Source organism: Faecalitalea cylindroides, from assembly GCF_028321995.1.
Classification (GTDB): Bacteria; Bacillota_I; Bacilli_A; order Erysipelotrichales; family Erysipelotrichaceae; genus Faecalitalea; species Faecalitalea cylindroides.
Map to the genome: position 1 here is coordinate 156,375 of NZ_JAQLXG010000003.1, position 20,057 is coordinate 176,431.

At 34.3% G+C, this 20,057-nt stretch carries 22 protein-coding genes and 1 riboswitch; of the genes, 5 read left to right on the forward strand and 17 right to left on the reverse strand.

The window, feature by feature from the left end:
* Positions 1-23 precede the first annotated feature (23 nt).
* Positions 24-137, reverse strand: a riboswitch (SAM-I-IV-variant riboswitch).
* 55 nt (positions 138-192) lie between these two features.
* Positions 193-516 (reverse strand): hypothetical protein, encoded by a 324-nt coding sequence (locus PND65_RS03175; RefSeq protein WP_035401427.1) that lies wholly within the window; start codon positions 514-516, stop codon positions 193-195.
* A gap of 10 nt (positions 517-526) precedes the next feature.
* A complete protein-coding gene (locus PND65_RS03180; protein WP_271990286.1) occupies positions 527-1,108 on the reverse strand; it encodes a LytR/AlgR family response regulator transcription factor in 582 nt (193 codons plus the stop codon).
* Positions 1,109-1,276: 168 nt separating this feature from the next.
* On the opposite strand from PND65_RS03180, the gene PND65_RS03185 reads away from it, so the two are divergent.
* The 3 genes from PND65_RS03185 to PND65_RS03195 all read left to right on the forward strand — a co-directional run bounded on the left by PND65_RS03185 (position 1,277) and on the right by PND65_RS03195 (position 4,981).
* Complete coding sequence (locus PND65_RS03185; RefSeq protein ID WP_271990287.1) at positions 1,277-2,476, forward strand: serine hydrolase; 1,200 nt, start codon at positions 1,277-1,279, stop codon at positions 2,474-2,476.
* A 9-nt stretch (positions 2,477-2,485) separates the two neighbouring features.
* Positions 2,486-3,679 carry a M15 family metallopeptidase gene (locus PND65_RS03190; RefSeq protein WP_271990290.1) on the forward strand — a complete coding sequence of 398 codons (1,194 nt, stop codon included), beginning with the start codon at positions 2,486-2,488 and terminating at the stop codon, positions 3,677-3,679.
* 90 nt (positions 3,680-3,769) lie between these two features.
* Entirely contained in the window at positions 3,770-4,981 is a 1,212-nt protein-coding gene (locus tag PND65_RS03195; protein WP_271990292.1) for a serine hydrolase, read from the forward strand.
* Here PND65_RS03195 and PND65_RS03200 read toward each other — a convergent pair.
* From PND65_RS03200 to PND65_RS03265, 14 genes are all read right to left on the reverse strand, one after another.
* Positions 4,959-6,224, reverse strand: a complete 1,266-nt coding sequence (locus PND65_RS03200; RefSeq protein ID WP_271990294.1) for a peptidoglycan bridge formation glycyltransferase FemA/FemB family protein — start codon at positions 6,222-6,224, stop codon at positions 4,959-4,961. The genes PND65_RS03195 and PND65_RS03200 overlap by 23 nt on opposite strands.
* A gap of 185 nt (positions 6,225-6,409) precedes the next feature.
* Complete coding sequence (locus PND65_RS03205) at positions 6,410-7,084, reverse strand: 5'-methylthioadenosine/adenosylhomocysteine nucleosidase (protein WP_022355790.1); 675 nt, start codon at positions 7,082-7,084, stop codon at positions 6,410-6,412.
* Positions 7,081-7,686, reverse strand: coding sequence for a uridine kinase (gene udk, locus PND65_RS03210; protein ID WP_271990296.1), 606 nt, complete (start codon positions 7,684-7,686; stop codon positions 7,081-7,083). Before udk ends, PND65_RS03205 begins: the two co-directional genes overlap by 4 nt.
* A 9-nt stretch (positions 7,687-7,695) precedes the next feature.
* Positions 7,696-8,454: a class I SAM-dependent DNA methyltransferase gene (locus tag PND65_RS03215; RefSeq protein ID WP_334259013.1), complete on the reverse strand. Its 759-nt coding sequence runs from the start codon at positions 8,452-8,454 to the stop codon at positions 7,696-7,698.
* Positions 8,387-8,725: a ribosome silencing factor gene (rsfS, locus tag PND65_RS03220; protein WP_022355787.1), complete on the reverse strand. Its 339-nt coding sequence runs from the start codon at positions 8,723-8,725 to the stop codon at positions 8,387-8,389. Before rsfS ends, PND65_RS03215 begins: the two co-directional genes overlap by 68 nt.
* A gap of 1 nt (position 8,726) precedes the next feature.
* Entirely contained in the window at positions 8,727-9,743 is a 1,017-nt protein-coding gene (gene nadD / locus PND65_RS03225; RefSeq protein WP_271990298.1) for a nicotinate (nicotinamide) nucleotide adenylyltransferase, read from the reverse strand.
* Entirely contained in the window at positions 9,740-10,030 is a 291-nt protein-coding gene (locus tag PND65_RS03230; RefSeq protein WP_022355785.1) for a YhbY family RNA-binding protein, read from the reverse strand. The genes nadD and PND65_RS03230 overlap by 4 nt, the downstream gene beginning before the upstream one ends.
* Positions 10,030-11,109 (reverse strand): ribosome biogenesis GTPase YqeH, encoded by a 1,080-nt coding sequence (yqeH, locus tag PND65_RS03235; RefSeq protein ID WP_087158384.1) that lies wholly within the window; start codon positions 11,107-11,109, stop codon positions 10,030-10,032. The genes PND65_RS03230 and yqeH overlap by 1 nt, the downstream gene beginning before the upstream one ends.
* Entirely contained in the window at positions 11,102-11,626 is a 525-nt protein-coding gene (locus tag PND65_RS03240) for a YqeG family HAD IIIA-type phosphatase (RefSeq protein WP_015535363.1), read from the reverse strand. The genes yqeH and PND65_RS03240 overlap by 8 nt, the downstream gene beginning before the upstream one ends.
* A gap of 1 nt (position 11,627) precedes the next feature.
* On the reverse strand, positions 11,628-13,217 hold the full coding sequence (locus PND65_RS03245) for an NAD(P)/FAD-dependent oxidoreductase (protein ID WP_087158383.1): 1,590 nt from the start codon (positions 13,215-13,217) through the stop codon (positions 11,628-11,630).
* 3 nt (positions 13,218-13,220) lie between these two features.
* Positions 13,221-14,237 carry an acyltransferase family protein gene (locus PND65_RS03250; protein ID WP_271990301.1) on the reverse strand — a complete coding sequence of 339 codons (1,017 nt, stop codon included), beginning with the start codon at positions 14,235-14,237 and terminating at the stop codon, positions 13,221-13,223.
* Positions 14,238-14,240: 3 nt separating this feature from the next.
* Positions 14,241-15,389, reverse strand: a complete 1,149-nt coding sequence (gene alr / locus PND65_RS03255; protein WP_271990303.1) for an alanine racemase — start codon at positions 15,387-15,389, stop codon at positions 14,241-14,243.
* Positions 15,383-16,426 carry a D-alanine--D-alanine ligase family protein gene (locus tag PND65_RS03260; RefSeq protein WP_022355780.1) on the reverse strand — a complete coding sequence of 348 codons (1,044 nt, stop codon included), beginning with the start codon at positions 16,424-16,426 and terminating at the stop codon, positions 15,383-15,385. Before PND65_RS03260 ends, alr begins: the two co-directional genes overlap by 7 nt.
* A gap of 5 nt (positions 16,427-16,431) precedes the next feature.
* On the reverse strand, positions 16,432-17,793 hold the full coding sequence (locus PND65_RS03265; RefSeq protein WP_087319419.1) for a UDP-N-acetylmuramoyl-tripeptide--D-alanyl-D-alanine ligase: 1,362 nt from the start codon (positions 17,791-17,793) through the stop codon (positions 16,432-16,434).
* Between the two features lie 387 nt (positions 17,794-18,180).
* Between PND65_RS03265 and PND65_RS03270 the strand changes: the two genes are divergently transcribed.
* Both PND65_RS03270 and PND65_RS03275 read left to right on the forward strand, forming a co-directional pair.
* Positions 18,181-18,669, forward strand: coding sequence for an ECF transporter S component (locus tag PND65_RS03270; RefSeq protein ID WP_204714777.1), 489 nt, complete (start codon positions 18,181-18,183; stop codon positions 18,667-18,669).
* Between the two features lies 1 nt (position 18,670).
* Positions 18,671-19,069, forward strand: a complete 399-nt coding sequence (locus PND65_RS03275) for an HIT family protein (RefSeq protein ID WP_271990305.1) — start codon at positions 18,671-18,673, stop codon at positions 19,067-19,069.
* 78 nt (positions 19,070-19,147) lie between these two features.
* Here the strand turns inward: PND65_RS03275 and PND65_RS03280 are convergent, their stop codons facing one another.
* Positions 19,148-19,930: a glycoside hydrolase family 25 protein gene (locus PND65_RS03280; protein ID WP_087319422.1), complete on the reverse strand. Its 783-nt coding sequence runs from the start codon at positions 19,928-19,930 to the stop codon at positions 19,148-19,150.
* Positions 19,931-20,057: the final 127 nt, after the last annotated feature.

The window sequence follows — 20,057 nt, forward strand, 5'->3', positions numbered from 1 at the left end:
TAAAAAAAACATACTCTAAGAAGTATGTTGTAATTATTTATACTTCTTATCGTTGTTAGCGGGACCACCTTAATTTTAAAATCAGGTTGGTGTGGGATCTTTGAGCTAACTCTCTAACCCATCTCTTGATAATGTGCACAGATATTAAATCATTTTTTATATATGGTTTCAAGTAAAACAATGATCTTTTGATCATTCTTTTGGCTTTTCATTTAGATTGGAAATATCTCGTATCAAAGCAGCAGCTTTTTTAAGATCTCTATCTGCCATAAACCAACAAAGCCAAAGCGTAATTCCAACCCAAAATATGGTATAAAAATTAATATTTAGTTTAACGGCAGCCAAAACACAAGCGACAATACCTAAGGCCAAGGTAAGCACCTTAAGCACTAGAGCATAAAAAGCTTTTAAGACAATCTCAAAAAGATCTTCAAATGTATATTTTTCAATAAATTCTCGATTTGAACACATCGCATCATAGATGCCTTGACAAAAATCTCGGATAATCTCTTTCATATATACAATTTTATAACATTCGTTGAATATTTTCTAACCACTTTTCTTCAAACTGTTTGCGATAAAATCTTGAAACTGGAACTTTTTGTTTATTCACTAAAATAATATCGTTTTTTACGATTGTATCTACATAGTTTAAATTCACCAATATACTTTTGTAGCATCTCGCAAAATATTCTTTGGATAATTTTTCTTCCCAATAATATAAAGGATATGGAGTTTTTAATTTCTTCCCATTATCAAATACCAAATATGAATTTTTATCAAAAAAATCAATATACACAATATCATTCAAACGAATTCGATATCGCGAAATCTTTTCATCATAGATGGTTGTGTTTTCTGCATAATATTCACGAAATACCGGTGCCATTTCACTATCAAATAGTTCCTGACTAATTGGTTTCAATAAATAACGATCCGCCTTTACCTTATACCCATCAATTAAATACTTTGTATAATTTGATGTAATAATAATATGGCAATTCTTATGTTTCTTACGAATTTTTAATCCATGATCAATTCCATTTTCTGAACCCAATTCTATATCCATAAACAAAAAATCATAAACACATGCCTGATCCAATAACATTTTTGATGAAACACATTCATCTAGTTCATATTTGTATTTATGTTAAAATAATAATTAGTTATAAGACATAATTCCAGTTATGCCATTTTTTTAACCTCTTGTTCTTTTTTTATACTATGCAGCCTAAAATAAGTTTATTATATAAGTAAAGATAAAGCCGGTGATACAGTGAGAAAGAAGAAAAGAATTATAATAATCATTTTGTCTCTTTGTATTTTCGTTTTTCTTGTTTCTTTTAAATTTGTTTCTTCTAGATCCGGGTTTGTTCCAAAAAATATATTTAGCCGTGATCAGATTGTCTACAGGACAAAAGAAGGCGACTTACTTTACGGATTTCAAACTATAGAAAACCAAACCTATTATTTTAATAAAGAAACCGGCATCATGCAGACTGGATTTACTGAAATAGATGACAATACCTACTATTTCAAAGAAGATGGCACCATGGTAAAAGGATTATATCGAATTGAAGATGATTTTTACTATTTTGATGAAGATGGAAAACAAATTAAGAATCAATTTAAGAAAGTTTCCATGAACGAAAACGACCAGATATCATATTTTGACAAGGATGGAAAAATGGTAACAAATCAATACAAAGAAAAAATATTCAATGAAGACGGACAATTATTAATCGATGAAGATACACTTTTAAAGCAGGCTCAAGCGATCATTAATAAATACGGAGGAAATGTCGGCTTGTATTTTAAAGATTTAAGGACACAACAAGAGATTTCCATCAATGATAATACATTCTATCCATGTTCGATCATCAAAGTTTGCGTTTTAGTTACTGTATATAACTATATAGATCAAGGTTTATTGGAATATGATTCCTGTCAAACTTATCTAGATAATATGATCATACACAGTGATAATACATCTTATAATGCCCTAATAACCATGTTAGGAAATGGGGATGGCATAAAAGGATTACAAGTTGTGAATACATATATGATGCAATTAGGTTTGCAGAACACGCAGCTTCATCATAGTTTATCACCCGGTGATATCTATTTTAGTGACAATGGATCAAACATGAGCTGCCCCAGCGATATTGGCTTATTATTTGACTTGCTGTATCAAGGAAAGATTATATCAAAAGTTGCATGTGATCAAATGCTCAATCTTTTAAAACAATGTTCAGATCAAAGAGCCATTTGGCAAGGATTACCAAATACTGTAGAATTCGCGCATAAATCGGGATGGGCTTATGATTTATATCTAGATGGTGGTATCGTGTACATTCCTGATAAAGATTATATTCTTGTATTATTCACCGATCAGATTTCAAATAAAACAGACTTTTTTAAAGAAATATCTAGTTTATTTTACACATATGAAACAAAATTATTCACTTTAGAATAGAGGGATACTATGAAGAAAAATACTAAAATTTATATTGGTGCAGGCACAGCTAGTTGTATAGTTCTCATTGCTTTGGCAATCTATTTTTCCATGCCTTCCTTAAAACAAACATCTTATACAATGGAATATGGAAAGTCCATAAATATTAATACAAAAGAATTGTTTAATTCATCTTTCATTGAACCAAGTAACATTCGCATTGATACTTCCAAGATTAAAAATGAACCCGATAAAGATTATCCGGCTGTAGGAACTTACAAAGTCGCTTTATCCTATCACGCTTTGATTGATCATTCAAAATCATTAACAATCAAAGTAAAAGATACAACAAAGCCCAAAATAACTGCTTCTTCAGATCCTATAGATGTAGCTCTCAATGATAGCAGTTATGATTTTTCTAAGCATTTTACTGTAGAAGATCTAAGTGAATGTACTTTAAGCTTTGATACACAAGAAGTTGATTTTACTACACCTGGATCCTATATTGGTAAAATCAAGGCCACAGATAAATACAATAATTCTACTTCAAAAGAATTCAATATAGTTATTCAAAATGAAGAAAATCAAAATGATACTTCTTCTAGTCAAAATAATTCAACCGAACAAAATCAAAATGATACTTCTTCTAGTCAAAATAATTCAACCGAACAAAATCAAAATAATCCTTCAACACCTCAAACTACCATTGAGCCATACTATGTAAACGGCATTCTTATCGTGAATAAGAAACATCCTTTACCTGCAAACTATGGATCTCAAGAAGATCCAACGGCTTTATCTCAACTTCAAAAAATGATTGCCGACATGCAAAGTCTTGGGCTTTCAATCAGCAATTCCTACAGTGGATATCGTAGTTATCAATATCAAAGTTCTCTTTATCAAAATTATGTTAACTCATACGGTCAGGCAAGCGCTGATACATTTTCAGCAAGACCTGGATATTCTGAACATCAAACCGGGTTGGCTTTTGATTTGATACAACCAAATGGTGCTCTGTTGGAAAGTCCTAATGAAGCTCAATGGGTAGCTCAAAATGCTCATAAATATGGATTTATCGTTCGTTATCAAAGTGGTAAAGAAAGCATAACTGGCTATATGGCCGAACCTTGGCATGTACGATATGTAGGTGATGAGGCAGTAAATATATACCAGTCTGGTCTAACACTTGAAGAATATCTACATGTAGAGGGTGGTGATTATTAAACCTGTTAAGCGCAAAACAAGACCACTCATCTCAATTTTAGATGCAATAATTAAAAAATATAGTAATATATATTTAAAGAGGTCTCTTTCATGTTGCGAAAAAAGTTTTTACATTTAGATTTTATTGGGAAAATTTATTTATCTGTCGGAATTTTTTCAATTATAGTCCTTGTCTTTTGTATCTGGTTATCCAATCAAAGAGGGTTTGTGCAAATTCTACCTTTTTCAGATGCCATCATGGTTTATGTGGATCAAAACGGACACTTATATCATGGAAACCTTGAAATTGATGGTAAAGAATATCATTTTAATGAAGACTCCGGGTTTATGGCAAGGGGATTTGTGACACATAAAACAAATACATATTATTATGATCAAAAAGGTCATAAACTATATGGTTTTCAAACCATTAATGATCATATATACTATTTTGATAAAAATGGAAAAATGGCAAAAGATACTTATGTAGCATTTTCAAAAGATGGACAACTGCATCTAGATTATTACGATAAAAACGGAGAAAAGACCAAACAAGAAGTAGATTTTGACATTGAAGAAATCCAGTCGCAAGTACAAAAAGTTTTATCAAAATATGATGGTGATATTTCTGTATATTTTAAAGATTTACGCACCGAGCAATCCTTTTATATCAATCCTAAAAATATGTATCCTTGCTGCATGATCAAAGTACCTGCTCTAATTAAGATCTTTCAAGAAATCGAGAATGGTAATATAGATCATGCTGCTCATGCCAACGAAATCGAGCAGATGATCACCATTAGCAGCAATACAGCATACAATAATTTAGCTGCTCTACTTGGTGGCGGCAATGGAATCTTTGGCCTTTATCAAATCAATCAGATGTACATTGAACTAGGCTTAGAAAACACAGAACTTCACCATGGACTTCTTCCTGGTGAAAACTTCTTTACTGATGGAGGTGCCAACACATCCAATCCAAAAGACATTGGTATTCTTTTTGAAAAACTATATAAAAAAGAAATCATATCCGACAAAGCCTGCCAAGACATGATTTCCATCTTAAAAGCTTGTGAAGACCGTGACGAGATCCAAGCTGGTTTAGATAAAGGCATTGAATTCGCCCATAAAACAGGCGCAGCCGATCTGTTATATCACGATGGAGGAATTGTTTATCTTCCTGGAAGAGACTATATTCTTGTTATCTTCTCTAATCAAGTCAGTCGAATGTATGATATGATGCAGGAAGTCTCCAAGACTATTCTCAATTACCAAAAATCCCTTACTGGATCTAAAGATATTATTTACGTACAAGATGCTTGATTCTTCTTAGATCTTCATAAACTGTATATGTTCTTTTTCGATCTATATATTCAAAATTTCCTATAAGTTCGATAACATCTGCATCAAAACCCTTTTTAAAAAGATATACTCCATATTCTTCATCTTCAGGTGAAAAAATTCCACTAATGCCATAAAAATTATAGCGCTTGATATGATGCTCAATACCATATTTGATCATATACCACTGCAAAGCATAGGCTGCTTTAAAATGTTTAAACGTATCATTAGATCCACTAAATAAATATACAATTTCACGATCAGTAATAACATACATGGCAGCTGCTAAATCAATTTTATCGCCATATTCTTCTCTAAGTTTTTTAGCTTCATCAATTCGTTTCAAAGCCGCTGTGATTTTGTTCTCACAATTCTTTAATTTTGAACGATTCTTTTTGGAATCTGTTTCCTCAATCAGCTTGTATATATGTTCTTTTTCTTTTATAAGTTCTTCATAATTCTTTTTGTAACGCTCATAGTAATCTTTTGTATCCAAATATACACAATATGCCTGCATATTTTCATGAAAACTTGTCATAAAATCGGTATAGTACGAAAGATCTGGATTTAGAAAATGACGTCGTTGGCCAGTTGTGGAAACCATATCATGCAAGCGATATAGCTCCGATTTATTTAGACGGTCTATTTTTAGGCCAGTTTTTTGTGTGTTGACAATATTTTGTCGAGTCTTTGAATCACATTTTTTTAAAATATCCTCTTCATCTTTGCCTTCCAATGGCAGTATAGACATCCAACGTGGTTCATAATTATTATCCGATCCATTACGAAATCCTTGATGAATAAAACCATGTTTTTCGAACAAATCTATCAAGTCATCTCTTCTATAGCCTTCTATGGCGTTCCCATCTTTATCATGAGGCTGATATTCACAATATGGATCGATCTTCATATATAAACAATTATGCGCATGAAGATATATTTTTAACTCATTTAAAAATGCATCCATTAAATCAAGATCGTCATAGTCAATCAAAAAACCACGTAACGCCTCAAAAAGAGCACACTTACCTATAACTCTTTTAGAAATTAACACTGTAGCTGCACGAATCATATCCTCATCATAAAAGCCTAAATAATGAATGCTCCATCCATGAGAAGACTCAAAATGAGCCATTGAAACCGATTGCCAAAAACATTTTTGTTCAAAATTCTCATAAAAATCACTAAATTCCTCCTCGGAGATATTCTTTAAAATCATGATCATCGCCTTACTTTCTAACGCGTACTATCATAGTCAACTGATTTTGATGTATCAAGAACATAAGAATAAGTGGTCAGTTTTTAAGAATAACAGGATATTTTCTGACACAAATTGTCAGATTCTCTTATGAACTTATACTTTACGATCATACCAACAATCCCCTAAATTAATCTGAAAAAAAAGATCCCTCAGGATCTCATCATCTCTTTGATCAAAGTTGCAGCTTGTTTCGATGCAATTTGAGCATATGTTGTAAACTCCATTGGATTATCATGATGATCTACGACATCACTTAAAGAGCGAACGATCAACACGGGAACATTGAAAACATGAGCAATCTGCCCTATAGCTCCACCTTCCATCTCTGAACAAGCTGAATCGGCAAATTTTGTCATTAATCTATCATAGTCTTCTTTTCTTGCCATAAATATATCCTGTGAGGCTATTGTTCCAACATGATAGGTGATTTTTGCCTTTTTGGCAGCTTCGATACACGTTTCCTTAAGTTTTTCATCCGCTTCAAACACAAGCCCAATACCATCGTCCCCATCAATAGGAGAGGTATCATAGTCTGCCTGAACTATTTTATCTGAAATCACAATATCCAATACATTTTGATCTTCCTTCAAACCACCGGCAACACCAACATTAATCAAAGCAGACAGTTTTTCTTTTGTACATAACAAAGTAGCACTCATACTCGCAAGGCACTTTCCTACGCCACATTTGCATAAAACGACTTCTTTATTTTCAATTGTACCATAGGTAAAATTCATTCCCTGATACAATTCTTCTTTTTTTATTTCCATGATATTTTTGATAGCTTCTACTTCTGTATCCATGGCTGCTAAAATTCCAATCATACTTCCTCCTGTAAAACTGACTCTATTTTTGTCCTGATTAACTCAAGAGCCATTTTATTCATCCCACCATTTATAATGATATCCGCATATTTTCTTGTAGGCTCAACATATTTTTCATGCATAGGTCTCACAGTTTTTAAATATTGATCGCATATATCTTCAAGAGTTCTACCTCGTTTTTTCGTATCACGAAGAATCCGCCGTAAAATTCTTTCATCACTTGCCGCATCTACATAAACTTTTATATCTATCAAGTTCCTTAATGCTTCGCTTTCTAATATAAGGATACCCTCTAAAATAATGATCTTTTTAGGAAAGATCATTTCACTGCCTTTTCGATCATGAGTCGAAAAATCATATAGTGGTTTTTCAATCGGTTGACCATCTTTTAATTGTTTTACATGTTCCACCAATAAATCCGTTTCCAATGCATCTGGGTGATCATAATTGATATGCTTTTTTTCTTCAAAACTCAAATTTGAATTATCTTTATAATAATCATCATGACGGATGATCAAAACATCTTCTTTAAACATTTCTTTTATAGCGTTGGTAAAAGTTGTCTTTCCTGAACCACTGCCTCCAGCTATTCCTATAATCATATATATCCCTTATTTCTTTTGACAAATATAAAAATACTTTTCGCCTTCCTGAATTCCTTCAAGATCAAAATCTGTTTTAACGGAACGAATATTAAAGTGTTTTGATAATTCTTTTTCTAACCAAACTGGATCATATACCCTTTGAATATGATGTTCTTGAACAATATGTCCTTCCTGAAAATAAAACGCAAAATCCTGATAGATCAAATCATCTTCACTCATGATCGACCATTGATAATCGCAGTCTTCAAAAGAACCTGTTTCATTAAACTCATCTTCAAACTCTTCCAGGCGATCCAGTGAATGAGTATCAAAGAAAAAATATCCTTGATCTTTCAAATGGTCAGAGACCTCTTTAAAAAAATTAGAAACTTCTTCTTTTTCAAGCAGGTAATTAAAACTGTCACAAAGACAAAAGATTGCACTAAACTTAGAAAAATTAGATAAATCTTTCATATCCTGACAATAAAATTGAATCTTATTATCCGTATCTTTTTGTTTTGCCTGTTCGATCATTTCATCAGAAAGATCAAGGGCAGAAACATCAAAACCATCCTGTACCAGCATTTCGGTAATTTCTCCGCTGCCACAGGCCAGTTCAAGCACATCGCAGGGACTGCATTTGGATTCAATCCAATCCACCCACATTCTGGATGCCTCTTCATCTTTTACTAAGGCATCATAATATTGCGCTAATGTATCATAAATCATATTCAATGACTGGAACATCTCGATACAAACGATCCAGCTGATACACCTGCCTTTCATCCTTGACAAACAGCTGTACAACAATTTCTTTTAGATCGATCAAAAGCCATTTTGAATCGGCATTTCCTTCGATACGAATCGTACCATCAAATCCATTCTCCTTTAAACGATCCTTAATATTCTGCGCTATTGCATTGTTTTGACGAATATTGGTCGTACTTACAACAATCATGCTATCCATAAATGGAGTCAAACTACGTGTATCATATTCTTTAATATCAAACCCTTTTTTCTCGCTAATTGCCTTTAATACGATTTCTTTAAATTCCACTTTACTTTCCTTTCTGAAGATATCGTTCATTATCTTCTTTTACTTTTAAAAAGCCCTTATATAAATCTTGCTTACAAAGCTGGATACCTTTACTGGTATCATAGTCTCTTAACGGATCTAATTTGTCTGCACAGAAAACCGCCATTGCGTATGGATCTGTACTTGTTCCAAGCACATGATGATAAATAGCGTTTTTGATGCGCCAGTCTTTGATATAAAAGATGCGATCTACAACTTCTGCCCCTACAAAACCGTGCCATACTGGAGGAGCATATTTTTCATTTTCTGGGCAGATAGCCTTGATCCAGCATAACATTCGATCTTTAGGCATTGCCTTGCATACATCATGAAATAACCCAATATAATACGCTACATTGACATCCAAACCATTATTTCGGGCAAATTCTTCACAAAGGTTGGCAACAGATAGTGAATGCCTATAACGATGTTCAGGTACACGGCTGGCTACAAATTCTTTAACATATAACCTATTCGCATATATGTAATCTAAAACCTTCGATGGTAAATAATTCAATTTATTTCCCATACGAATCTCAGAACTAGAGACCGGCATGCATTCCATATGTAATCTTTTAATATCATAAGATGTCTTTGTCAACATATGGTCTCGATCAAAACAAACAAACTGAGCCATCTTGACGAGTTTTTCTGGGTCCTTCCAGCGATCAAACTGTTCAAGTTGATCATTGCCTATGATCCAATAGAATTCATGTTTATATCGTTTCTTTAATTCTCTTAATGTATCGATTGTATAACTTTTCTCTTCACGCTCTAACTCCAGTGTACAAAGTTTGAAATTGGCATATGGTTCAATCGCAAGCTTGATTATAGACACACGATCTTCAACACTTGTCAATTCACGATCTTTTAGTGGCGTGATCTTCGTAGGCATGAACCAGACTTCGTCCACCTTCAATTGTTTGATTGACTCCAGTCCCATATGGATATGGCCATAATGAATTGGATCAAAAGACCCTCCTATGATCGCAATTCTCATTTTTTAAGCCCCAGCTTATTTTCTTTAGAGCGACGATATAATACAAATGTATGTCCTACAATGTGTACGATCTCACTATGAGTATTGCTGGCACACTCAATAGCCGCTTCTCTTGTATCAATTGGACATGTCTGTAACAGATTGCATTTGACAAGCTCATGAGCTTCTAAAGAATCACTGATTGTTTTGATCAAATTATAGCTGATTCCATCTTTTCCAATTTGGAAAAGAGGTCTATATGACATGCTTAATTTCCGTAAATATTTTTTATCTTTATTATTTAACATTAGATCATCGCCTTTCTGAATGTAACATTGATGCCTTTATGAACACGGACATAAACATCTTGAATCTGTCCACTTATACAAAACCATCCAAGCCCATGGATCACGACATCCAATTTTTCATTTGTTACTTTTGGTGCCTGGAATGTATGCATTGTCAACATAGAAGTATCTAGACAAGGAACCAGCATTTCATTTAAATGTTTGTTCCAAAGATTATCCGCATTTTCCAACTTTCCTCTATGAATCGATAAAGAGCGAGAGAAATAACCAACTACACTGGCTTTTCCTTTTACTACGATATCCAGCCTTGCAAGCCCAGCTGCTGCAAAAGACTGATCTTCATAAATCTGAGAAACAAATGGCTTAATTGGTTTGGTTGGAATCACCATTTTTAAATCTTTTGAATTTAAAAAAGTCAATACACTATGATGATTTTCAATTCCCGGCGTATCATAAATCGTATATCCATCTTGTTCAATTGGCACAAGATCCAATGTTGTACCAGGATGTCTAGATGTCGTTAGATCTTCCATCGCCAGCAGTTGATTTAAGATGGTTGATTTTCCTGCATTGGCAACCCCCATAAAGACAATATCTCTTCCTTTACGATACATTTGTATCTTGGAATAGATTTCATCAATGCAGGCCTTTGACTGTTCATTATGCTTTAAGAGATATCCACAAATCACGATATCTTTTACTTTGATTCCTTCTTCATCTAAGCGACGATTGACAAATTCAAGAATCTTTTTATCACTTAATGTTTTAGGTAGAACATCACGTTTAGTTAAGACAAGAACAATTTCATCAGTATCCAATTTTTGATTCAAACGAGAAATCATGTTCGATTCAAACGCAAAAAGATCGACCACCCAAAAGATTACTCCTTTGACTTTGGCAATCTTATCCAGCGTTTGATTGGATTCAATTTTCTGTGCCATGGAAATAGTTACGTCTCCATAATGACGAATTCGAAAACATCTTTCACAATACGATGCATCCAGTGTAGGAACATACCCAATTGCATCTTTATCGTCGTTTTGCAGCTTTGCGCCACAGCCTTTACAATATTTAGTCATCGAATTCACCTCTCTTAAAATCTCCTTTATGCTCTAACACTTTATATACAATATTTTCAAAGAAACGATTGATCTTCGTAACTCCTCTATCTTTCACTGCGATTGGCGCAGTCAATATCGTATAAAGTCCAGCAAGATTTCCACCTAATATATCTGTAAACATCTGATCACCAATAATGGCAACCTGATTGGCTTTTAAATTATGTTTTTTCATTGCTTGAATAAAGTTCTTCGGTAATGGTTTCATGGAAAAATAATAAGTTGTGGACACATTTAGATCCTTGGAAAACCGTGTTGCCCTCTCCTTGGTTGCATTTGAACAAAGAGCAACTTCAATTCCAGAACTTTTTACGCGATCAATAAACGCAATAACAGAAGGACTTGGATGTTTTTCATCATAAGAAACCAGCGTATTATCAATATCGCATAATAACAGCTTGATCCCCTGTTGTTTTAAACGCTCGATCGACATATGTTCAAAACTGGAAACATAGTATTTTGGTTTTAATAAAGCCATCTCATCCCTCCGTTTTCTGCTTCATTGTATCATGTTTTTGGTATCGGCAAATAATACTTTCTGCGCATTTTATTCCATCAATAGCACTTGTCATAATGCCACCAGCATATCCAGCACCTTCACCTCCAGGATAGATCCCTTGAATGTTAGATTGAAGATCATGATCACGAATGATCCGAACACTAGAACTGCTTCTTGATTCAACAGCACTTAATAAAGCTCCTTCGCTGACAAAGCCTGGAACACGTTTTTCAAAAACAATCAAGGCTTCATGTAAGGCCTGATTGATTGCTGGATCAAACAATTCATTTAAATCGACAAATTGATATCCCAAGGCATAAGTTGGTTTTACATCATCCAAGCGAACCGAAACCTTATTCTCTAAATAATCTTTTGCCAATTGCAAACAAACCTTGTAATCACCAGCCATATGATACGCTTTTATTTCCAAGTCTTCCTGATACTGTAATCCCGCAAAAAGCTCATTTCCATAGTCTTCTTCATTGACCTGTACTAGTAAAGCACTGTTTGCATTTTCTCCACTCCTTGATGCATAACTCATTCCATTGACCACAAGCTTTTCTTTAGAACTGCTGGAAGGAATAACATACCCACCCGGACACATGCAGAATGTATAGACACCTTTATTATTAGAAGCTGTATGTGTTAACTGATATCTAGCTGGAATCAATCTAGGATCTGTAGCATAGTCTTTCAACATAGCACGATTGATATATTCTTGTTTATGTTCAATACGTACGCCGATCGCATACGGTTTATTTTCCATCATAACTCCGTTTTGATGTAACATTCGAATCGTATCGGTTGCGCTATGCCCAATTGTTAAGATCATATTTTCACAGGGGATCCATGTATCGTTGATCTTAATTTCTGCCAGTTTATTTTGTTTTGTCTTTATATCTTTTAAACACGTATCAAAATAAAATGTTCCACCAAGATCAATGATCTTCTTACGACAATTCTCAATGATCTTTAAAAAGGCATCCGTTCCAATATGTGGATGAGCATCGATTAGGATATCTTCTTTAGCGCCAAAATCCACCAATTCTTCTAAAACTTTTCGTGCTCTTGAATCTTTAGAACGCGTCGTTAATTTCCCATCTGAAAAAGCCCCGGCACCACCTTCTCCAAACTGAACATTGCATTCTGGATCCAACTTTCCTGTTTGCCAAAAAGTATCTACTTTTTCTTTGCGAAGAGAAACCATACTGCCACGCTCAACTACAATAGGTTGATATCCTGCTTCAGCCAGGATCAATGATGCAAACATACCAGCTGGTCCAAATCCTACGACAACTGGCCTTGTGTTCATTATCCGAGTGCCACTGGAAACAAAATGATATGTTTCATCTGGACAGGGTTGAACATCTTTGTGTTTTAAAACTTTTTTTTCGTTTTTTAGTGAACAGTCTATAACATAAGAAAACAAGACCTTTTGGTGGCGGGCATCCACACTTCTGCGGTGTATTGTATACCCCAAAAGATCTTCTTTTTTTATATGCAGTTTTTTGATCAACTGTGCTTCAACCTCATTTTCATAAGCACATTTTACTTGGAATACTCTAATCATAAGCTACAATAAATTTTCTAATACAGGGAATCTTCCCTTATAATACATCACAAGACTTGCAAAAGCCTGCGCTAAGGCAATCGTCAAAAAATAAACAACGATATGGGCGTTTGGCATCAATGCTAATAAAATTTTTGCGAATAAAATATGTGATGTGTAAATCAATAATGAGTCATTTCTTAGTACTTTATAAATTGGTTTATATGGCATCTTGATTGTTAACAGCCAATTTACAAGGAAATAAACTGCCGGCACTAAGAATAAATACATGCTCGTTAAATCACGCAAGATGCCTGTCATATTATAAATCAACACTTCAACTACCACTAATAAAAAGCTAATTACAAATCCTCCTAAGCTAGTTCTAGATGGTAAACGTCCTGTTTTAGCTAACAAAAGACCTAAAGACACAAAGATAGGTCCAAAAAAGATTCCATCTCGTGCTGTCACTAAAGTTTTTGTGAAAAATGCAAAAAAGAAATTAATTCCTGGAATACTTTCCCAGACTGGTGTATAAACATTGATCAAATAACCTACAAAATAAGCTCCTAAACTTACCTTTAAAGTAAACACCAAACCTTTTTCTTTGTATAAATAGAAAACGATCACACTTGCTAGCATCAAAGCAGGTAAAAACCATAGATGATAATAACTTCCATTTAAGAAGAAATCTCGAATGTAAGAAAAAACACCTAGAATACTAAATCCTGCCTGATATTGATCCCATATAGTATATGGAAGATAGATTACGGTCCAAATCAAATATATTTTTAATAAGCGCATTAAATATTTGCGAAGATTCTTTGTGTTTTCTTCAGAGTCATCACCATATTTACGAAAGAAGAAAAAACCGGAAGTCGTAAAGAAAAATGGCACAGCAATTCGACATATCGTCTGCATAAAAAACGTATTGAACGTTTCACTAATTTCATAAAACGGATATGTATGAATGCATACAACCAATAATGCCGAAACATATTTAGCAATATCAATTGCGGCATATTTTCTTTTCACCTTCATAATCTACCTCTTTTCTAAACGTGGCACACGAGCAGCAATAGCGCTCATCGTTTCATTGTTGATGGTCTTGGCTAAACGACTGATCGTATCAATCGTAACTCTTTCCTGTCCTATTTGACCAACAAAACAACAAATATCTCCTTCTTTAACATTTTCTACATCTGTTACATCAACCATGCATTGATCCATACAGATATTTCCAATTACTTTACAATGTTTACCGTGAATCAACACTTCAAATCCCTGATTGCTTAAAAGACGAGGAATTCCATCGGCATATCCAATTGATACAGTTGCTACTTTGGTTGGTTTTGTGGCTATAAAATTACGCCCATAACTAACACTTTGACCTTCTTGGATCCATTTTACCAAAGAAACATTGGCATAGATTGACATGATCGGAATAAAGTCTGGATTCGAAAGAATAGGAATTTGATCATCACTTGTAACACCCATATACAACAAACCAGGGCGGCAATAATCCATACCAAGATCCATATAATTTAAAATTCCATAGCTGTTTTGAATATGTTTGATTCCGCAATCAATACCTTCTTTTTTTAGATTGTCAATGACTTCTTTAAACAAGCGAATCTGATTCTCGGTAAATGTACGACTATCCACTCCCAGATCATCACTAACTGGAAAATGCGAAAAAATTCCTTCTACACTTAAATTAGATAATCTATATTCTGCAATGATCTGATCCATATGCTTATCTTGATCCTGATATATGATACCAGTTCTACACATTCCTGTATCAACCTTGCAATGGCAGCGAATCATCGCGTCGTTCTCTTTTGCAAATGCATTTAATTTTTGAGCATACTCGAAAGAGACCAGTGACTGTACGATATTCTTTTCGTATAAGTAATGAAAATGTTCAACAGGTGTATATCCCAAGATCAAGATATCTTGATCAATTCCATTTTCTCTTAAATTCAAAGCTTCATCAATGCTGGAAACGCCAAAGAAATCAACGCCCCACTTAGCCATTTGTCTTGCACAAGCTACATCTCCATGACCATAGGCATTCGCCTTAACGATTCCCATGATTTTGGTTTTTCCCACAAGCTTTTGAATTTCATCCAAATTATGATTGATTGCCTTATAATCAATTTCACACCAAGCACGGCTATAACTCTTTAACATGCTGAAATCGTCCTTTGCATTGCTAGATCGATCAATTTATCAATTAAATCACTGAATTCAATTCCAGCTTCTTTCATCATAGATGGATAACGTGAAGTGGCGGTAAAACCTGGAATCGTATTCAATTCATTTAAGATAACCTCTTTTTGAGGCGTTACAAACATATCCACACGAGCCATACCACAACAATTCATAGCTTTATATGTTTTAGCTGCTAGGGCCTTAGCCTTGGCAAACGTTTCTTCATCGATTCGTGCAGGGCAGATGATTTCAGCCCCTTTCATCTCATATTTTCCTTCAAAATCAAAAATTCCTCCAGAAATTTGAATCTCATCACAGCTGCCAGTAAACACTTCTTCATTTCCCATAACAGCACAGCCAATCTCAAAGCCTTCAATTGCTTTTTCAACTAAGATCTTGCCACGGCCATCATAGAAGAAAGCATCTTTACAAGCCTCTTCAAATTCTTCTTTATTCTCTACTTTATGAACACCATAACTACTTCCGGCATTACATGGTTTTACGATCCAAGGTAGGGAGATCTTTTCCTGGATCATTTCAAATGAAGGATTTTCTTCATTGGCTTTTAAACAAACATAATCAGCGCAAGGTATGTTAGCTTCATCACATAAAATATGCATGATCTCTTTATCCATAGAAATTGCACTAGACATTACATCACATCCAACATAATGGATATTCATCAATTCCAATAACCCCTGCACACATCCATCTTCCCCATTTTTTCCATGTAAAACAGGGAATACACAATCTAATTCTTTTACTGTATTCTTTCCATCCAAAGCCATGATTCCTTTATGAACCCATGCAGCTTTTGTAGCCTGAGGAATCCAATGATCGTGTTCTATATCATCAATCGAACCATCATAAACATAAAATTGCCCATTCTGGTCGATACCAATCATAGTAATATCGTATTTTTCATTATGAATCTGTCTTAAAAAAGAAGCAACAGAGTGTAAAGAAACAGAATACTCACTACTCTGTCCACCAAAGACAACACCTAATTTCAACATATAATTTACATCTCCTTCAATTTATCCACAATTTCATCCATATGCATTGCACGACTTCCCTTGATCAAGATTGCACAATCTTCATTTAGTAAATGTTTTAATTCCTCAACGATTTCATCCTTTGTTTCAAACCACTTAGATTCAATATTTGTACATGCTTTAATCGTATATTTACTTAAAGGGCCCGTCGCATAGACTGTATCCACATTTTTTTCAACTGCATAGCATCCAATCATCGCGTGCAGATCGTTTTCTTCTGGTCCTAAATCTAACATATCCGCTAACACAGCTATATGTTTTTTTGCCTGTACTTTCATCAAGGTATCAATTGCCGCCTTGGCACTTTCTGGATTGGATTTATATGTATCATCAATGATCTTTGCATCATGAACCTTTAAAAGTGCTGTACGCATCTTCGTCATTTCCAAATCTTTTAATCCTTTTAAGATTGATGATGTCGAGATTCCCTGATCCAATGCCACATAAATACAAGGTAAAGCATTTTTTGCCTGAAAATCTCCAAGTGCATTTAATGTGATTTTATCAGTTAAACTTGAACAATAAAACTCAATTCCATTTTCTGTATAATCAATAGATGAAATAATGGAAATATCTCCATTAAAGCCAAAAGAAACCAGACGTTTAGATGGATCAATATCCATCTCCAGCAGGCATTCCTGAATTTCCGGACTTTCTTTGTCATATAAGAAAAGACCTCCTGGTTTTAGATTCTCTAAAATTTCTAACTTTGCCTGAGCAATTTGTTTCTTTCCTCCAAGATTTTCCATATGAGCACTGCCAATTGTTGTGATAATTGAAACATCAGGGCGTGCAATATGTGTTAAGAAATCAATTTCACCCTTATTTTCCATTCCCATTTCTAGAATAGCAACTTCTACATCTTTATCAAGATCCAACACTGTTAAAGGAAGCCCAATTTCATTATTACGATTTCCCTGTGTTTTTTGTGTTTTCTTTTCTTGAGAAAAAATACTATATAACATATCTTTACAACTTGTCTTGCCATTGGAGCCAGTGACTCCAATAACCAGACAAGATAAAGTATTTAAATAAGCCTTAGCTAGATTTTGTAACGCTTCCAGTGTATCGTCAACCAAGATACACGTTATATCTTCAGGATACGGTGTGTGATCTTTTTGCCACAACGTTGCTTTGACTCCTTTTTGAATCACGGAATCAATGAAGGTATGCCCATCCGCTCTTTGCCCAATCAAAGGGATATAAAGGGCATTTTCTGTAACCTGACGAGAATCAATCCCAACTCCCTGGATCAAAGAAGTTTTATCTTCTCCAACTAGATCACAATTTAACATATCCGCAATTTCTTGAATGGTTTTTACGATCATTTCTATAAACCCCCATTTGGATTATATTATATCACACAACAATGCATTTTTTTCGAAAGATTATATACTTGCACAACTGATTCCCATTTTTTTAAATAAAACTCCATTTTTGGGATGTAAAATCTATCTTTTATGGTATTTTCCCCCACAAAATACCTATTTTTTATCATTTTGACGCATTTTCACATAATTTTCACATATTTTTAGAATTGAGTTGTGTTATACTTTTAATCAAGCAAGGAGTAGAAGGCCTTGCCGGTACGAATGATGTTCGTACAATTTTCTATCCCCTTAATTTTTTGAAAAGTCAGGCACCCCCTTAGCCTGGCTTTTCATTTTTTTATCCATCTTTTCTAAAAGAGTATTATAATAATAAATGGAGGAATTATGAAGAAAATCCAAGTAAAAGAATTGTGCATATCTGCTTTAGGAATCTGTTTGGTATTTTGTGCCACTTTCCTAATCAAGATCCCCAATGGATTTCAAGGATATTTCAACTGTGGCGATGGAATGATCCTGGCCTTTGCCCCTTTTGTCAATCCATTGTTCGCATTTTTGATTGGTGGTGTTGGTTCAGCTATAGCCGACATCGTAAGTGGCTATGCAAGTTATGCCTTATTCACCCTTGTAATCAAAGGAATAGAAGGGTTACTTATCTCTATTTTGATTTCAAGATTTAAATCAAAAATGTTTGTTTTTTCCTTAGGTGCAATTTGGATGGTAATTGGTTATTTCATTGCCGACAGCTTTGTCAATCAATCCCTTTGGATTGCGGTATTATCTATGCCTATTAACCTCATCCAGGGTATCACAGGATGTATACTTGGATTCATTCTATATCCAATCTTAAAGAAAATTCATAAGGAGGAACAATAATATGTGTGTTTTCTGTTCTATCGTCAAAGGTGACATTCCCAGCAACAAATTGTATGAAGATGACATGGTAATTGCATTTTTTGACATTAACCCTACAAGCTATGGTCATTGTCTTGTCGTTCCAAAAGAACATTGTGACTCATTCTTAGATTGCCCAACAAAAACTTTAGATCATGTTTTTGAAGTTGCACAAAAACTTGCGAATGTTCTAGAAGAAAAACTAGGTTGCGATGGTATCAACGTATTGACAAACATTCATGAGGCAGCCGGACAGAGTGTAAATCACTTCCATGTGCATCTCATTCCTAGATATGCTAACAAAGATCATGATTCTGCAACGATTGAATTTGGTGAAATTGAAAAAGTTAATTTTGAAGATTTATTATCAAAAGTAAAATAAAAAAAACGAGATCTGATATTCATATGCCTCCTATCAAATAGATAGGAGGCATATCATTTTCAGGTAAAATCTCGGTTTTTATTTAGCTCTTTCCAACCATACATTCATATCCACATTTGTTGAGATTCCATCAATCTGGCCTGTATTGGTATATTGCCACATTCTAAATTCGTCATTCATCTGCGGTATGGATAGATAAGCAGCATACCAAATTTCCTTATCTTGTATCTCTTCAAAATTCAAATGGGAATAAAGCCAGTCCAGGTTTCCATAAATCATGCTTTGATATCCATTTTCTTCCATGATTTCACAGAACCTTAGCGCAAAAGAAGTTTTTTCTTCCATGGTAAGAGAATTAATTCGTCCATTGACCTCATCATAAATTTCCATATCAAACGCAATTGGATAATCAATTTGATATCTAGACACCATATCTAATACCAGTTGAGCATCTTGCTCCAATTCTTCCATAGTAATTGCACTGGAATAAAAATAGACGCCGGTTTTAATACCATTGGCCGCTGCCTGCTGCATATTTTGATCAAAGTATTCATCTTGATGCTGCAAGCCTTCTATTCCTCCACGATACCCGGCACGTATCATCGCAAATTCAACAGGTGTATTCGCTACTCTTTGCCAGTCAATTTCACCTTGATGACTAGATACATCAATTCCGTGGATCAATTCTATATCTTCACCAGAATAATTTATAAATCCATTATCCATGTAGAACAAAGAATTGTCTCGTGGAGCCTGATAAAACCACATTCTATATATCCCAGCACTCAAAAAAGTAACAAGGACCAAAAAGATCACCATCAATAAGAACACTCGATCATAACGTATTCGTTTTCTTCTCATATTTTTATTCTATCATAAAACAAAGGTGGAGCCTATTGCTCCACTTTTTCTGAATATTCCAAAGTGGCGGAGCCATCTAATCCGACAAAATAGAGCCACTTATTCCAATCTAGAGAACCACTTAATC

Excerpts from the sequence above, each read along its gene's own strand:
- yqeH (WP_087158384.1), bottom strand. The coding sequence starts at position 11,109 with ATGACTAAATATTGTAAAGGCTGTGGCGCAAAGCTGCAAAACGACGAT.
- PND65_RS03205 (WP_022355790.1), bottom strand. The coding sequence starts at position 7,084 with ATGATTGGAATTTTAGCAGCCATGGATACAGAAGTAGAAGCTATCAAA.
- nadD (WP_271990298.1), bottom strand. The coding sequence starts at position 9,743 with ATGAGAATTGCGATCATAGGAGGGTCTTTTGATCCAATTCATTATGGC.
- PND65_RS03200 (WP_271990294.1), bottom strand. The coding sequence starts at position 6,224 with ATGATCATGATTTTAAAGAATATCTCCGAGGAGGAATTTAGTGATTTT.
- PND65_RS03230 (WP_022355785.1), bottom strand. The coding sequence starts at position 10,030 with ATGTTAAATAATAAAGATAAAAAATATTTACGGAAATTAAGCATGTCA.
- PND65_RS03215 (WP_334259013.1), bottom strand. The coding sequence starts at position 8,454 with ATGAAAGGCAGGTGTATCAGCTGGATCGTTTGTATCGAGATGTTCCAG.
- PND65_RS03260 (WP_022355780.1), bottom strand. The coding sequence starts at position 16,426 with ATGTTGAAATTAGGTGTTGTCTTTGGTGGACAGAGTAGTGAGTATTCT.
- PND65_RS03195 (WP_271990292.1), top strand. The coding sequence starts at position 3,770 with ATGTTGCGAAAAAAGTTTTTACATTTAGATTTTATTGGGAAAATTTAT.
- PND65_RS03270 (WP_204714777.1), top strand. The coding sequence starts at position 18,181 with ATGAAGAAAATCCAAGTAAAAGAATTGTGCATATCTGCTTTAGGAATC.
- PND65_RS03190 (WP_271990290.1), top strand. The coding sequence starts at position 2,486 with ATGAAGAAAAATACTAAAATTTATATTGGTGCAGGCACAGCTAGTTGT.
- PND65_RS03275 (WP_271990305.1), top strand. The coding sequence starts at position 18,671 with ATGTGTGTTTTCTGTTCTATCGTCAAAGGTGACATTCCCAGCAACAAA.
- PND65_RS03180 (WP_271990286.1), bottom strand. The coding sequence starts at position 1,108 with ATGTTATTGGATCAGGCATGTGTTTATGATTTTTTGTTTATGGATATA.
- PND65_RS03245 (WP_087158383.1), bottom strand. The coding sequence starts at position 13,217 with ATGATTAGAGTATTCCAAGTAAAATGTGCTTATGAAAATGAGGTTGAA.
- udk (WP_271990296.1), bottom strand. The coding sequence starts at position 7,686 with ATGATTATAGGAATAGCTGGAGGCAGTGGTTCAGGAAAGACAACTTTT.
- PND65_RS03265 (WP_087319419.1), bottom strand. The coding sequence starts at position 17,793 with ATGATCGTAAAAACCATTCAAGAAATTGCGGATATGTTAAATTGTGAT.
- PND65_RS03280 (WP_087319422.1), bottom strand. The coding sequence starts at position 19,930 with ATGAGAAGAAAACGAATACGTTATGATCGAGTGTTCTTATTGATGGTG.
- PND65_RS03250 (WP_271990301.1), bottom strand. The coding sequence starts at position 14,237 with ATGAAGGTGAAAAGAAAATATGCCGCAATTGATATTGCTAAATATGTT.
- PND65_RS03240 (WP_015535363.1), bottom strand. The coding sequence starts at position 11,626 with ATGGCTTTATTAAAACCAAAATACTATGTTTCCAGTTTTGAACATATG.
- PND65_RS03175 (WP_035401427.1), bottom strand. The coding sequence starts at position 516 with ATGAAAGAGATTATCCGAGATTTTTGTCAAGGCATCTATGATGCGATG.
- alr (WP_271990303.1), bottom strand. The coding sequence starts at position 15,389 with ATGTTAAAGAGTTATAGCCGTGCTTGGTGTGAAATTGATTATAAGGCA.